At 36.0% G+C, this 14,411-nt stretch carries 13 protein-coding genes and 1 pseudogene; 2 read left to right on the forward strand and 12 right to left on the reverse strand.

Annotated features, from left to right (window positions below; genetic code table 11):
- Positions 1–50: 50 nt before the first annotated feature.
- The 5 genes and pseudogenes from ACQ5H4_RS17410 to ACQ5H4_RS17430 form a co-directional block, all read right to left on the reverse strand.
- Positions 51–1,019, reverse strand: a complete 969-nt coding sequence (locus ACQ5H4_RS17410; protein WP_430776348.1) for a methyl-accepting chemotaxis protein — start codon at positions 1,017–1,019, stop codon at positions 51–53.
- Positions 993–1,796 (reverse strand): annotated as a pseudogene (locus ACQ5H4_RS17415) (HAMP domain-containing protein); the annotation flags it as partial. The pseudogene ACQ5H4_RS17415 and the gene ACQ5H4_RS17410, both read right to left, overlap by 27 nt.
- Before the next feature lie 10 nt (positions 1,797–1,806).
- Positions 1,807–4,044, reverse strand: a complete 2,238-nt coding sequence (locus ACQ5H4_RS17420; RefSeq protein ID WP_430776267.1) for an RNA degradosome polyphosphate kinase — start codon at positions 4,042–4,044, stop codon at positions 1,807–1,809.
- A gap of 934 nt (positions 4,045–4,978) precedes the next feature.
- Complete coding sequence (locus ACQ5H4_RS17425) at positions 4,979–5,911, reverse strand: FkbM family methyltransferase (protein ID WP_430776268.1); 933 nt, start codon at positions 5,909–5,911, stop codon at positions 4,979–4,981.
- A gap of 310 nt (positions 5,912–6,221) precedes the next feature.
- Positions 6,222–6,542 (reverse strand): hypothetical protein, encoded by a 321-nt coding sequence (locus ACQ5H4_RS17430; RefSeq protein WP_430776269.1) that lies wholly within the window; start codon positions 6,540–6,542, stop codon positions 6,222–6,224.
- Positions 6,543–7,016: 474 nt separating this feature from the next.
- Here ACQ5H4_RS17430 and ACQ5H4_RS17435 point away from each other — a divergent pair, with 474 nt between their 5' ends.
- Entirely contained in the window at positions 7,017–7,250 is a 234-nt protein-coding gene (locus ACQ5H4_RS17435) for a hypothetical protein (protein WP_430776270.1), read from the forward strand.
- 151 nt (positions 7,251–7,401) lie between these two features.
- Here ACQ5H4_RS17435 and ACQ5H4_RS17440 read toward each other — a convergent pair whose 3' ends face one another.
- The 4 genes from ACQ5H4_RS17440 to ACQ5H4_RS17455 form a co-directional block, all read right to left on the reverse strand.
- Positions 7,402–7,548, reverse strand: a complete 147-nt coding sequence (locus tag ACQ5H4_RS17440) for a hypothetical protein (RefSeq protein ID WP_430776271.1) — start codon at positions 7,546–7,548, stop codon at positions 7,402–7,404.
- A gap of 70 nt (positions 7,549–7,618) precedes the next feature.
- Positions 7,619–8,167: a DUF3231 family protein gene (locus ACQ5H4_RS17445; protein ID WP_430776272.1), complete on the reverse strand. Its 549-nt coding sequence runs from the start codon at positions 8,165–8,167 to the stop codon at positions 7,619–7,621.
- Positions 8,168–8,404: 237 nt separating this feature from the next.
- Positions 8,405–10,465, reverse strand: a complete 2,061-nt coding sequence (locus ACQ5H4_RS17450) for a sigma-70 family RNA polymerase sigma factor (RefSeq protein WP_430776273.1) — start codon at positions 10,463–10,465, stop codon at positions 8,405–8,407.
- A gap of 248 nt (positions 10,466–10,713) precedes the next feature.
- Positions 10,714–10,911, reverse strand: a complete 198-nt coding sequence (locus ACQ5H4_RS17455) for a hypothetical protein (protein ID WP_430776274.1) — start codon at positions 10,909–10,911, stop codon at positions 10,714–10,716.
- 185 nt (positions 10,912–11,096) lie between these two features.
- Between ACQ5H4_RS17455 and ACQ5H4_RS17460 the strand changes: the two genes are divergently transcribed.
- Complete coding sequence (locus ACQ5H4_RS17460; protein ID WP_430776275.1) at positions 11,097–11,897, forward strand: hypothetical protein; 801 nt, start codon at positions 11,097–11,099, stop codon at positions 11,895–11,897.
- A 75-nt stretch (positions 11,898–11,972) separates the two neighbouring features.
- Here ACQ5H4_RS17460 and ACQ5H4_RS17465 read toward each other — a convergent pair whose 3' ends face one another.
- From ACQ5H4_RS17465 to ACQ5H4_RS17475, 3 genes are all read right to left on the reverse strand, one after another.
- Entirely contained in the window at positions 11,973–12,707 is a 735-nt protein-coding gene (locus tag ACQ5H4_RS17465) for an amino acid ABC transporter ATP-binding protein (protein WP_160548292.1), read from the reverse strand.
- Between the two features lie 20 nt (positions 12,708–12,727).
- The gene (locus tag ACQ5H4_RS17470; protein WP_430776276.1) at positions 12,728–13,471 is read right to left on the reverse strand and encodes an amino acid ABC transporter permease; all 744 of its coding nucleotides are present in this window, start codon (positions 13,469–13,471) and stop codon (positions 12,728–12,730) included.
- A 61-nt stretch (positions 13,472–13,532) separates the two neighbouring features.
- A complete protein-coding gene (locus tag ACQ5H4_RS17475) occupies positions 13,533–14,369 on the reverse strand; it encodes a transporter substrate-binding domain-containing protein (protein ID WP_430776277.1) in 837 nt (278 codons plus the stop codon).
- Positions 14,370–14,411: the final 42 nt, after the last annotated feature.

A 14,411-nucleotide genomic window follows, 5' to 3' on the forward strand; every position in this document is an offset into this window, starting at 1 on the left:
TTACTTCCTGCATAGAAGTAAGGATTTAATACTTATTTATTCACTTATTATTACACTTTAAATGTTTTAATTAGCGTTTGTAGCTCTTCTGCCATTTGAGATAATGAAGCAGAGGAGGCTGCGATTTCCTCCATTGACGCTACCTGCTCCTCTGTGGCTGAAGCCATTTCTTGGGTTCCTTTGTCCGTTAATTCAGAGATACGCTCAAATGTTTCAATATCTTGAACCATATCCTTCGTGCCTTCACGCATGACATGAAAGGCTTGTGAAACCTCTTGAATTTGATTGGAAACTTCCCATATGGATTGTTTAATTTGTTCAAACGACTCACCTGCACCACTAACTAGAGTAATTCCCTCTGATACTTTGCTTGTTGTATCATTCATGGACTTCACCGTACGTTTTGTGTCCGTTTGAATGGTCTCAACCAGTTCAGAGATTTGTTTGGCTGATATTGATGACTGCTCGGCAAGCTTTCGAACTTCATCCGAAACGACCGCAAATCCACGTCCATGCTCTCCAGCTCTAGCGGCTTCAATAGCAGCGTTCAACGCAAGTAAATTGGTTTGATCTGCAATTCCTGTGATGGTTTCAACAATCTTACTAATCTCATTAGAGCGCTCCCCTAGTCTTGCCACTTCTAATGATAATTGGTTCACTGTATCATTCATCCCATTCATTTGAGCGACGATATTTACAATTGCACTATTCCCTATTTCTGCCTTTTGTGAAGCAATATCAGCGGTCTTGGTTGCTTGTTCAGAATGGCTAGCCACCCTAGAAACCATTGAAGATAATTGATTGACGGTTTTTGCTGTTTCTTTTAGACTTGAAATTTGTTTCTCAGATCCACCTGCTACTTCTTGAACGGTTGTTGAAATTTGCTCAGTAGCACGAGTTGTCTCTTCAGAGCTTGCCGTTAACTCTTCAGAAGCAGCCGCTACTTGTTCAGCACTTAATCCAACTTGTTTAATCAATACGCGTAAGTTACGTATCATTTCGTTAAATGATTGAGCCATTACACCTAACTCATCTTTTTTGGAAATGGAAATTTCTTGAGTAAGATCTCCTTCTCCTTTAGCAATTTCTTGAAGAGATTTCGTCATTACACTTATTGGTTTTACGATTGAACGAATGATAAAGAATGCAACAACCAATCCAATTACAATCAAGGCCAAGATAAGTGTATAAAATATAGTTGTTTCCAATTTTTGGGTATGTGCTAATGTCTCTTTTTCTTCTTCTACTTTTTTGGTGACCTTTTCTATAATCTTATCAATACTTGGGTCAACTAATTCTTTTCTGATACTCCGTTGATCTTTCATATGTGTTTCTAAAGCTTGTTCAACATGACCACTCTGATATTGACTTACCATTATTTGATTTGCATAAAAATATTCATCTAAGTTTTCCTTAATAGATTTAATATCCTCCATATCACTTGCATTCAAATTAAATTTTTCAAGTTCCGTAAAATACTCTGCAATCTTCCCTTTTTTCTCTTCAATTCCTTCAACAAGTTCTGTATCTCCAGTTAATAGATACGCTCTTTCGTCATTGGATATCCCTGTAAATCGGTATTGAATAGATTTCAATACTAACTGAAGTTCTTCATCCTCTTGCATTTCTGTGTAGGCATTCTTAGTATTATTCAGTTGAAATGCCGATAAACTACCTGTTAACACCACTGCAACTGTTAATACAGCTACAAGTAAAATTAACTTTATTCTTATTTTCACTGATGACTCCCCCATGTAGTTTACTCTTGAATATAAGTTTATTTTATTAAGCATCATGATAATATACCTAATGTACACTCTTCTTCATGATAATGGAACTATAAATTTCTCGCAGCTTAAGTTTTAAGGAAAGCTTAAATGGTTTGAATCCTTTCTTATGCTTCGGGACATTACTTCCTTCGTTTAGAGAAATATGATGGTAAGCCTGGTGGGACAATAATACTTGACTATTTATTTTCTCCTCATCACTTTTCCTCTGAACATAGCGATAACGACCCTTTGAATCTTGTTCTCTTGCTTTACAATTATCTCTCAAAATAAGTAACAAACATTTATAGATTCGATCTTTCAGGTGATCTTTCAAGATGGGGAAGAGGATTTCAACACGGTTTTCCATATTTCGAGTCATCCAATCTGCTGAAGATAAAAATATCTTACCGTCTCCATTATGATGAAAATAAAAAATCCTTGTATGTTCTAAGAAAGTCCCTACAATACTTCGGACCTTTATGTTTTCACTGACTCCCTCAATTCCCGGTTTTAAACAACAGACACCTCTTACAATTAGATCAATTTTCACTCCAGCGATTGAGGCTTCATAGAGTTTTTTAATCATTTTTTTATCAGTTAAAGAGTTCATTTTTGCAATAATCCTACCCTGACCATGTTGCTGGTGATAACTAATCTCTCTATTAATAAGCTCAATAAAGGTTTCTCTAATCCCAAAAGGGGACACAGATAAATGGTGATATACTGGTTTCTCCATATATCCACTTAAGTAATTAAAAAAATTAATCGCGTCAATTCCAATCTGTTGGTTACATGTCAACAATCCCATATCCGTATAAACCCTTGCTGTGGCATCATTGTAATTCCCTGTACCCAAGTGTACATATCTTTGAATTTTTCCTTTCTCACGACGGACAATGAGAGTGATCTTGCTATGCGTTTTTAAATTCGTCATTCCATAAATCACATGACAGCCAGCTTGTTCTAATTCTTTTGCCCACTGCACATTGTTCGCTTCATCAAATCGTGCTTTTAACTCTACGAGAACGGTTACTTGCTTTCCGTTTTCAGCAGCACGTTTAAGACTTTTTATTACTGGTGAATCTCCACTAACACGATAGAGAGTTTGCTTGATGGCTAATACATTGGGATCGTCTGCTGCCTGAGACATAAACTTAATAATGGGTTCAAACGATTCGTATGGATGATGAAGTAATATATCCTTTTTCTCAATTTCCTCAAATATGTTCCCTTCTCGATCCAAATCTTGTGGACGTTGAGGGATGAATGATTGTAGACCTAAACTTTCATGCGACGTTTGTATAATTTTACAAAAAGAAAATAGAAAGGTGAAATCTAATGGTGCTTGTACAGCATAGACATCTTTACTATGAATCTCTAATTCCTTACTAAGGAATTGAATCAAATTTATATCACTATCCTGCTGCTGTACTTCTAACCGGACTGCTGCTCCCCATTTTCGTTTTTTTAATTCTTCCTCAATTTCCTCCAATAAGTCGACTGCTTCATCTTCATGAATGGTCAGATCGGCATTTCGAGTAATTCTAAAAGGGGTGACCGATTTCACTTGATAACCTTTAAATAATTTATTGATAAAATAAGAAATGACCTCCTCTAAAAGGATGAATTTCCTTGCCGTACTCTTTGGGGAGATTTCTACCAAGCGATCAATCACCGAAGGAACTTGGACAATCACTAAATTACCATCCAATTCTCGGTGCTTCTTTTCATCTAGCGAATTCTCTTCAATAATGACTGCTAAATTTAAAGATTTATTTAAGATCATAGGAAAGGGGCGATAGGCATCAATGGCCAAAGGGGTTAAAACAGGATAAACTTGTTCATCAAAAAATTGTTCCAACCTTTCTAATTCTTTTGATGTTAAGTTATTAATTTTCAAAATTTCTACCTGTTCTTTTGCTAAAAGAGGAGTTAATTCATTAAAATACAAATTTTCTTGCTGCTTTACAAGGTTGTGAGTGATTTCCGAAATGGCACTCAGTTGCTCTTTAGGCGTTAATCCAGCTTTGTTCTCAGGCTTATTAAAACCCGCTTTAACTTGGTCAAGTAAACCAGCCACTCGAACCATGAAAAATTCATCTAAATTCGAACTAAAGATAGCTAAAAACTTATATCGTTCTAATAAGGCGTTTCCGTTATCTTCTGCCTCTTCCAGCACCCTTTTATTAAAATCCAACCAACTTAACTCTCGGTTATTATAATATTCAGGATGATCCAAATCATAAGATTCCGTTCTCTCATTTGGGATTTTCATGGTTTCCTCTCCTTAAGTCAATATTCGACTATGTAAAATTACCATAAATCTGTAAAACAATAATTAATACTTTGTAAATTTTCTGTAAATACAACAAAAATAGTATGGCAAAATGAGACGTATAGCTTTATACCATATTGACTATGATCATTATGATGATGTTCTAAATAGGTGAAAGCAGCTGCAGATTTTGTTACATGACACTCCGAAAATGGTGGATTAGCTGAATTTGTAGAACGTTACCTTCTTAGATCTTATAAATCATATATGATGTAGAGTTTTTTATAAACTTTAGGTAATTAAAAAACACAGGTTTGATTCATACTAACGGGTTCAATTTCCAAGTACAAAAACTTAATTAGCAAACAAATTAGCAGTCCAATTCACACCTCTTTTAACAGGATGACAAAAGTTAATACCATTGGGGTTAGATGCGCTGAAAGTGGTAGGTAGGTTGGGGATATTCAAGTTAGAAAATATTGTAAAAAGACAAGTTATTGAAAGAAAAGACTCTGTTGATATTCATTGCTGACTTTTTCGCGGAGGTATAGAAATTCATAGGCGGGGAAATTCCGGTTAAAGTGTATAGTAGGGGCTCAAGAAGCAGATATAGGCGGAGAAATTCCGATTAACTTCTCTATCTATAACTAAATCTAAAGATTAGGTTCCTATAAGCGGAAAAACTCCGCTTATTTTGCTGGAAATGTTGGTATTTCCCAAAATAAAAGGAATTTCTCAGTTTATTTTTTAAACTTAGTGAAATCAAGTGCAAAATAAAGTAAAAAATACATGGAGACACAATGTTCCAAGTTTTTTGCTTATCAAATTGTCTATGAATTTAAGTGTAGATAACAGGGTAAGTTCTAATTTTGTACTTCAAAACCGAACTACTTAGATTCATACCTGTCTTTTTCCTTTGCCAAATCAATCTTGATTAGTATTTTTGATCAGTAATTTTAGTGATCGTTTCGTTCTTTATTAATATCAGATCAGTATGTATATACCTTGTTCCAAACAAGTTTTTTAGATCCATAAATCCCAAATGGGTTGCTTCCATTATGCTATCATCTTCTCTATATACATAAATTGAAAAATACTCCTTAATAAAGTTTAAAAAGTCATCTACAGCTACACCAAGCTTTTCAATATATTCACTATTAAATTCGATAAACCCAACTATTGATTCACTTTTAATAAACAGATTGGTCATTCCTTTTAATACTAATGTCTCATAACCCTCTACATCTACTTTAAATAGGACGGTTCTAAATGACCTCTGCCCAGAAAATAGAGAGTCTATTTTAACCGATGTAACCGAAACCTTTTCAATCAAGTTGTGTGAGGGAATATAGGTAGCAGAGGAGGTGCCAGACCAATGCTTATCTATAAAAAAAACCTTATCTTCACCATCCGTATCTGATGCAATAGCGTTGATGATATGGATTTGTGATTTATTGGGATGTTCTTCTTTCGATCGGTTTATATATTCGAGTAAAGTGGAGTTTGCCTCAATTCCGTAAATAGCTGTGTTGGATGGGTAGGTAGCAGAAAAGATACACTCCCCATAATTAACTCCAACATCTATAACAAGATCTGGCTTAAGCTTATTAACAGAGTTCGCCCAAAAATTTGATAACCTTTTTTGAGTAACTCCATTTCCAATAAGTAAGGCTCTTCCTCTATTTTCTTTGGGATTTACATAAAGGCTATGGGAACATGACAACTTTATTTTTTCTGGTAATTTGTTTATATTTAACGTTTTATACTTGAAGAAAATACCCAAATCGATTAAAAACTTCCATGTCCTCGGATAGTTTTCCCACATTCCCATAAGTAGTGGCTTTCGAATAACTTCTTTAATCTTCATGTATGGCCTCCCCTTTAATAATCCGTTTCTTATAAGATTCTTAAGAAAAATAAAAATTCCTTTAAAGAGTATGTTTCTTAATGGTAAATTTACATTCAATATAAAAAGACGCCTCCTAATTAAAGTAAGTGGTTCAGTTTTTGTGGAGAAACATTAGAAATAACCTATCAAATCATAACCCCAATCCCATAGTGATTGGGGCTTTAATAAATCTTATTAAATCAACGATTATTTGAATTATTCTACATGAATTAACATAACAGTTATCCGTCTAAATCTCAGTATGACAATATCTATTGTCAATTGTTTATTAGAGTGCGAATTCTTCTGTTAAAATACTCCTGTTTTGAATAAACCACTTATTCTGACAACAATAGGCAATTTCCCGTTCTTCCTGTCCGAATCTACCTCGTATTCGGACAACAATAGGTAATCTCCCGTTCTTCCTGTCCGAATCTACTTCGTATTCGGACAAAAATAGGTAATCTCCCGTTCTTCCTGTCCGAATGAACCCCGTATTCGGACAACTATAGGCAATCTCCCGTTCTTCCTGTCCGAATCGACCTCGTATTCGGACAACAATAGGTAATCTTCCGTTCTTCCTGTCCGAATCGACCTCGTATTCGGACAACTATAGGCAATCTCCCGTTCTTCCTGTCCGAATCGACCTCGTATTCGGACAACTATAGGTAATTTCCCGTTCTTCCTGTCCGAATCTACCCCGTATTCGGACAACAATAGGTAATCTTCCAGGTCATCCCGTCCTAAAGAACCTCGTATTCGGACAAGAATAGGTGCTAATTAATATGTTCATTCAATTGCTAGATTTACTGTTATTTACTATGTGATTTATAATGTTTGTTTAGTATTTCTCCACGTTATCGGAACTACTTATAATTAAAGAAAAGCGCCTTTTTTGCTGAATATCATTTAATCCTAGTTCCATTGTTCCTAGACATCAATTACATATGAAGGCTTTACCCAATAAAGCAAAACCCCTGTTACCTTTATTTTACAATTAATATAATAGATAAACAAAAACGGATGTATAAAATCTATCAATCTGGAAATAATAAAAATATAATTATATTCGGAGCGTGATTGTATGCTGAAAAAATATTTAGAAACTCGTGGTATTAATAAGGAAACCATCTTAATCTCCCCCATAACGGGTCGTACGTTTTCCATTGAAAGATTAATAGAAAGTCTAGAAAAGAAAGGCAACGAGGAAACTTTCCTTCATGTTCTTAACATCTTGCCATTTAGAAACGATACACAATTACTAATTAACTATTTATCGGGAATTGGAGAAGGCTACTTAAGAAAAATTGCTTTGTAAGTTCTTTTATTTTCGCAGATGAAATACACTCAGCAAAAGAGATGTAAGAGTAATCATTGTCTTAATAAGTCTTACGTGGCTTAATAGATTTTAGAGCTGTCGACAAACTTCTGTGTTTTAAGTTTGTCGACAGTCTTTTATTTCGGTTGTCTTAGGAATTAGGAGTGGCGTTTTCCGTTCCTGAATCAGAACTTCCACTTTTCAGAATTTCATTGATTTCCCCAACATCACCTTTGGCATTTATTATTTCAAATATCTGATTTAGTCCGTCGCTAGTTTCCTGCTCTTTGTCTTTCATCCGGACCCCTCCTTATAGAATTCATAATTGGTTCTCCAGCTTACTTTAATATGATAGTTAAGTATAGTTTTTATGGTGCACCTGGAGGATAGTAATATGGAGGTACCTTTAACCACCCTCGCTTACGCATAAGTGTTTTTAATGTATTTCCAAACATTGACCATTCTAAATAGTATTGTAACCACATAATCCCTACATCACTACGAACAGAATCAGCTTGGCCTTTAGAGCATGCTTGTAAACATATAACAATCTTGAAGGCTACTCCATTGGCCAGCTCATTATCCGTTAACTTTACACCTAAAGGAATATGATTGGGATGAGAGTCTGGTTTAGATGATGTCACATCCGGTAAAGGAATTCCCTCACTTCTCATAAACTTACTTAGGTTTTTTACTTGAGTCTCACATATTTTAATCAAATCATTCAGCATTTCCTTCATTTCATCATCAGCTGTTGTGTTTAATCCCATTTCTTCGTAGCGTATGAACTCTTCTACCAAAGTTAAATAAGTCCAACAGTCTCCAGCCTCAATAATATGTAAGGGTGATTTAGGTTCATTAGTTGTATCTATTGATATTTTTAGAGCGTTCCAAGCTGCCTCAAAAGGATTAGACATGAACATACACCTCCATACTTTTATCTTTCCAATTAAATTGAAAAGCATGTATATTGAAAGTCTGTTTTTTTAAGCTAATCTGCACCTTTAATACATTTTTCATAAAGATAGTACAAGCAGCAAATGTTGTTTGAATGCGCAGTCATAATTGAAAGTATATCTTTAACGACTTAAGCTTAATACTTGGACCCCTTTTTTATTGGTACCATTTGTGATTAAATGTATACAAACAATATGTTATTCCAACGATATCTTCACAATATCATTCAAATATTTCATTGTATTATATCCATAAATATCAAGTCTTTTAGGGATCATGTTGCTGTCGTCTAACCTTATGGTTTGGACGGTTTCAAAATGACGGGGTTGCTCAATTTCTTCATAGGAGAAAGGGGTGGTATTCATGTCGTATATTACCCCATTCTTGTCAACTAGAACTCCTTCTGTCTCCATGCTCATTGACATAGCCATACTTTCATCTTCCCCAACAATATTGATTTGAAGTGACTCATATGCCCGATTCTCAACTTCATAATTACTTAAAACAATCGTCGTAGGCACTCCCACTTCTACTTTATCAATGCTGATCGTACTTCCTGCATATTCAAAGGTTTGAGGATATGGCTGAGCCACATCAAGTTCGATGCTTTTATCGTCTTCCATTGTCAAATAAGCAGATTCCAGTTGAACACTAATTTCTTTTGGTTCTTCTCCTAATAGAGAATCAAATTGCGCTTGGAAGGTATACCAATTCATGTCAGGCTGTGCATTCATTGGAATCCCCCCAAACATATCTATTTTTACGATCTTATTGTTGACTTCAAGGTCGTTAAAATTAAGGAACTCTATCCGTTTCTCCGTCTGTTCTCTATTAATGCTATATTGTAAAGAAGTTGCCGTTGGTGCAACGATTAATTTCTCAAATCGAACAGGGATCCCTTCGATATGAGTTTGTCCACCTAATGCATATTCCTTGGAAGGTTGTTTGGTTACAGGGATTTCGAAGTTCCATTCCCCTGTTTGATATTGATTGTTCCCGTAGCCCCAATATTGACTTTCCACATAGGCATCACGATTGATCTCTAGAAGCTTATTGATCTTCAAATGGATGGTCTCGTTATCCGTCTTAAGTGGTAGTAAACTAATTTTCCCCTGATAAACATTCTTTTTTCCTTTATTTACATCCGATTCAAGATCAGGCGGAGAGTATTTCGGATAGGTATCATGGTTCATGATTTTATATGTGTTCTCCACAATAACCCCATCATCATAATTCATAAAATATTGATGATCTTCATTTGTATCTTCTATTTCATAAAAAACAACCGTCTGAATATCATCAGCTACCACGCCCTTAATCTTCACAATCACCCCGTCACTTTCCGCCTCCAGGTCTACCCTTTGACCCAGACCCTGTTGTAAAAAGGCACGCAGCTGCTCATCTTCTTCGGTCCATGTATAGTAGAGGTTGGAGAACAAACCGGTAAAAAAGCCTATACCCATCAGCACTGTGAATACACTTACAAAAACGAGCGCAACTTTTTTACGTTTTTTGTTCTTTTGTCGTCTGCGATTCTCCTTTTCTGCTAGTCTCCCTTTGACATTCCCCATGAAATCTGATGGTAGATGAAAATCTCCCATCCGATCGGCATGGTTTAATAGCGATAACCTGACATCCTGAAAGGTAGCTAAATCCTCCTGACATTTTTCACAATGATAAATATGCACTTCAAAATCGACCCTTTTCGGCCGCTCCATCGTTCTTTCTAAATAATCAATGTAATCCTTATGGTACTCTTTACAGCCATTAAAAGATTCTTCACTCTCCGTTTGTCTAAGAGATCGGATTCCAGAAAAGAGACGACCTTTTATCTGATCTACTGAAATTCGGAGAATGCTTGCTGCTTCCTCCTGAGAAAGTCCTTTTACATATCTAAGGACCATGGCATCTTTTTCATCACCATTTAGTTGGTCAAGTGCTTTAAGTAACTCCGGACGAGGATCACTTTCCTCTCCAGCCTGTATGCCATTATCCTGGGAAAGCTCTCGGCAGTTTTGTATGAAAAGGGATGTAACCCACAGATCGAATGATGATTCATGTTTAAATCGAGACCATTCCTTATGAACGTTTAAAATAGACCGGTAGAATAGCTCTTCTATTTGGTGCTGTTGATTAAGATAGAACCGCCCTAGAGTATAGAATGAATGCTTATGCTGCTCGAACCAATCGATAACTGGTTCAATGCCTTTTTCTCTTATCGTAGTGATAGAAGTGGAATCTATTTTTGTCGGGATCATATTTGCCCCCCTCTAACAATTTTTGGAATACTATATTCTTATTCTAATTCTTTATGGTCTATTTATCTATTTGAAAAATGATATTCCTGGGTCTAATAAGCACTTTTTATCCTGGATTACCCTAGAATATGAACTCATGCTTAATGTGAAACGAAAAAAAATTCAATCAAACGTTTGATTGAATTTTTTTTACTATTTAGGCGCTTCGTATGATACAGGAACCGGTCCCATATTACTTGTGTCCCTGTTCAATCTTCCTCAATTACCCTCGCCACATCTTTACCACAATTTTTACATTTACCTTTTAACACAATACCGAAATCATGCTCTTCTATTAAAAAAGCAGTAATCGTTGTTACATCTGAGCAATTCCCACACCAAACAATACTTAGTAGACTATTTCTTATCTCTTTTGGAATGGAAAGCCATTTTTTATTTGCATCCATCTGTAAAACCCCTTCTATAATTTTTTTACCATTACTTAATTTAGACAAAATAGAATCAACGTAACGTAACTCTCACTACATTCTAATCTAAAACTGTTCAAAAATCCGTCACAAATATTCAAAAACCAGCCTGTCCTATTGAACCGCCCTTCTCTATATAAACAATGAAGGGACGGTGCCAAGGAATGAATTTGAAAAATGGCGGTATTGAACAATTCGAACATTATTCTCAATTTTCTTCTTTAAAAGAATTTAATACTCATATGGAAATGTGGTTGGTTGTTCACAGGGATGATTTTTCTAAGGGAGAGCGAGTTGGCTTAAAGCGACTCGTTCGTTTTGCTGCGAAAATCCCTGGCGTATGCAATGCCAAAATTGGGACCGTATTAAAAGCAATTTATGATGAACACAACGGGTACGGTATCTCACGATCTACTTTCAAGCGAATGATTCAAAAAGCGATTGGTTTAGGACTATTGATCGTTCATGAAACCGAAAGAAAAAATGGTTCTCAGTCTAGTAACTTGTATGTATTTCAACCTTTTCCTACAAATGGACTACCTAAGGAAGATAATTTGAACCACCATAATAAAACTAGTAATCCTTCTAAAACTAAAAATATAAAGATTAAAGAACGTAAAGAAATGGATTCATCCGAACCTACAGAGAATACGGATAACAAGCCTCTTGATTACACTTACACAAGTGACCGAGTTCCTTACTCCTTCTCTCAAGTCGTCAGATACTTCTTTCCAGAAGCAAAGCAGATTGAAGAATTCTGGAGAATGGCCAAAATTTCTGCCTATCGAAATAACTTTGAAAGCCAAACAGATCTCGTGATAAATATGACCGTTCACTCCTTTAAACAAATGATTAGTAAGCTCAAAGGAAGCACCATACAAAAACCTATTGCCTATTATTACGGAATCCTGAATAAAAAGTTTGAAGAGCTTTATTTTGAAGAGTTATATGAATTGGGGTTTTGAGAGTAGTTTTCTAAATGAAAAAAACCTCCAATTGCTATCTACTATAACAATTGGAGGTGCAGTTAGTATAATTGCTTAATTTAATGTACGCTTCAAGAATTCTCTTGTGCGTTCTTGGGTTGGATTAGTGAAAATCTGCTCTGGAGTGCCTTCTTCGGCAATCACTCCTTGGTTCATAAAGACCACTCGATCCGATACTTCTTTGGCAAATTCCATTTCATGCGTCACAATCAACATCGTCAGACCAGATTCTGCGAGTTCCTTCATGACTTTTAGAACTTCCCCTACCATTTCTGGGTCAAGAGCAGACGTTGGTTCATCAAATAGCATCACATCTGGGTCCATGGAAAGGGCTCTAGCAATGGCCACACGTTGCTTTTGGCCACCCGACAGTTGTTTGGGTTTTGCGTTAATATATTTATCCATTCCAACCACCTTCAAGTACTTCATCGCTACTTTTTCGGCTTCTTCCTTGGAGCGTTTGAGTACTTTGACTTGTCCTACCACACAGTTCATAAGAACATTGTGATTGTTAAAAAGGTTAAATTGTTGGAACACCATGCCTAGATGCTGTCGGTAAGCCGCTACATCATGCTTGTCATCTAGTATATTTTCGCCATGATAAATAATTTTTCCGCCGCTTGGTTTTTCTAAAAGATTCACACAACGAAGAAGAGTGGACTTACCAGAACCTGAGGAACCGATAATGGTAACTACTTCTCCTTTGTTCACTGAAAAATTAATGTCTTTTAATACTTCATGAGTTCCAAAGGATTTGTTTAAATGCTGAATATCAATAATCTTTTCCATCGTCTCTCCTCCTTCTCTCATTACTTTTGGGCCACTTCTACTTGTGTTTCGTTAACAATCATCGTATAGCTTTCAGAGCCATCTAATTTCTTTTCAATATAAAGCAAGATTCTTGTCACAATAAACGTCATCACAAAATAAATCAGACATGCGACGAAAAACGATTCAAAATATCTAAAGTTATTGCCTGAAATCGATTTGGTAACGAAAAATAATTCGGTCACGGAGATCACATTCAGAACGGACGTATCTTTAATATTAATAACAAACTGATTTCCTGTGGCAGGTAAAATATTTCGAATGACCTGTGGCAATACCACATTCCACATCGTTTGTAGATGATTCATTCCGATCGCATGTGCGGCTTCAAACTGCCCTTTTTCAATCGACACAATTCCACCACGTACAATTTCCGCCATATAAGCTCCTGTATTGATCGATACGACAAAAATAGCGGCCACAAACACATTCATATCAATACCGAATGCTAGGGCAGATCCATAGAAAATTACCATAGCTTGTACAATCATTGGTGTTCCACGGAAGAATTCTATATATATAGAAAGAATTAGGTTAATCACTTTTAAAAGTATCTTTTTCCCGCCACGTTCCGGCATGGGAATCGTTCGTATAACGCCTGCTAATAATCCAATCATTGCTCCAAATATCGTTCCAACCAGAGCAATCAAAAGGGTTAACCCAGCACCACGAAGGAACATAGGCCAGTTTTCCGCAATGATTTTAATAACCCATTCAAGACTCATCATTTCTCCTCCTTACCGTATAAAACCGACTGTATACTTATATACAGCCGGTTCCTGAATTCTATTTTGCTGCTGGTTGATTCGTAATAGCAGCATCCATGATGCTTGTTTGTTCTTCCTCTGAGATACCTGCTAAAATTTCATTGATCTTTTCTGTTAAATCACTGTCTTTTTTCAAACCAACAGCGATTGCTGTATCATCTTCTGATGTTTCGAAACCATCTTCAAATTCAACCATTACATAGTTTTCATTGGCTGCTGATGCACTAACTCCTTCTGGACGTTCTGAAACGTAACCATCAATGATCCCTGATTCTAGAGCAACTCTCATGGCCGGGAAGTTGTCCATCGCCGTTTTCTTGTTTACACCTTCGATTTGATCAATCACATTGTAGTGGAACGTATTTAATTGCGCTGTAATTTTTGCACCTTTGAAATCTTGGATCGAAGTAGCATTTTCATACTTGCTGCCTTTTTTCACAACAATTACTAAATTTGACTTGTAGTAATTATCCGTAAAGTCGATCGTTTCCTTACGCTCAGCCGTTGGTGACATTCCAGCAATAATCGCATCAATTTTACCTGATGTTAAAGCGGGTACTAAGCCATCCCACTCTGTTTTAACAATCACTAATTCTTTACCTAAACCTTCAGCGACTTTCTTAGCGATTTCCACATCATATCCACCAGCATACTCTGCAGAACCATCAATTTTAACTCCACCGTTAGAATCGTCGTTCTGAGTCCAGTTAAAAGGAGCGTAACCCGCTTCTAAACCAACTTTAAATGTATTATCCTCTGATGATCCAGAATCAGAACCATTACTTGATCCACATCCGGCTAATAATAGAATCGATGAAACTAATAAAACTATGAATAATGATAACTTGTTTTTCATGATGTCTTTCCCCCTGTTATTTTATCGTACTAAAACAAAAAA

Origin of the sequence: Bacillus coreaensis (genome assembly GCF_050586445.1) — a bacterium.
In the GTDB taxonomy this organism is placed as follows: Bacteria; Bacillota; Bacilli; order Bacillales; family Cytobacillaceae; genus Robertmurraya_A; species Robertmurraya_A coreaensis.

Excerpts from the sequence above, each read along its gene's own strand:
- ACQ5H4_RS17465 (WP_160548292.1), bottom strand. The coding sequence starts at position 12,707 with ATGGAAAAGATTATTGATATTCAGCATTTAAACAAATCCTTTGGAACT.
- ACQ5H4_RS17445 (WP_430776272.1), bottom strand. The coding sequence starts at position 8,167 with ATGTCTAATCCTTTTGAGGCAGCTTGGAACGCTCTAAAAATATCAATA.
- ACQ5H4_RS17470 (WP_430776276.1), bottom strand. The coding sequence starts at position 13,471 with ATGAGTCTTGAATGGGTTATTAAAATCATTGCGGAAAACTGGCCTATG.
- ACQ5H4_RS17425 (WP_430776268.1), bottom strand. The coding sequence starts at position 5,911 with ATGAAGATTAAAGAAGTTATTCGAAAGCCACTACTTATGGGAATGTGG.
- ACQ5H4_RS17435 (WP_430776270.1), top strand. The coding sequence starts at position 7,017 with ATGCTGAAAAAATATTTAGAAACTCGTGGTATTAATAAGGAAACCATC.
- ACQ5H4_RS17475 (WP_430776277.1), bottom strand. The coding sequence starts at position 14,369 with ATGAAAAACAAGTTATCATTATTCATAGTTTTATTAGTTTCATCGATT.
- ACQ5H4_RS17420 (WP_430776267.1), bottom strand. The coding sequence starts at position 4,044 with ATGAAAATCCCAAATGAGAGAACGGAATCTTATGATTTGGATCATCCT.
- ACQ5H4_RS17450 (WP_430776273.1), bottom strand. The coding sequence starts at position 10,465 with ATGATCCCGACAAAAATAGATTCCACTTCTATCACTACGATAAGAGAA.
- ACQ5H4_RS17455 (WP_430776274.1), bottom strand. The coding sequence starts at position 10,911 with ATGGATGCAAATAAAAAATGGCTTTCCATTCCAAAAGAGATAAGAAAT.
- ACQ5H4_RS17410 (WP_430776348.1), bottom strand. The coding sequence starts at position 1,019 with ATGGCTCAATCATTTAACGAAATGATACGTAACTTACGCGTATTGATT.
- ACQ5H4_RS17440 (WP_430776271.1), bottom strand. The coding sequence starts at position 7,548 with ATGAAAGACAAAGAGCAGGAAACTAGCGACGGACTAAATCAGATATTT.
- ACQ5H4_RS17460 (WP_430776275.1), top strand. The coding sequence starts at position 11,097 with ATGAATTTGAAAAATGGCGGTATTGAACAATTCGAACATTATTCTCAA.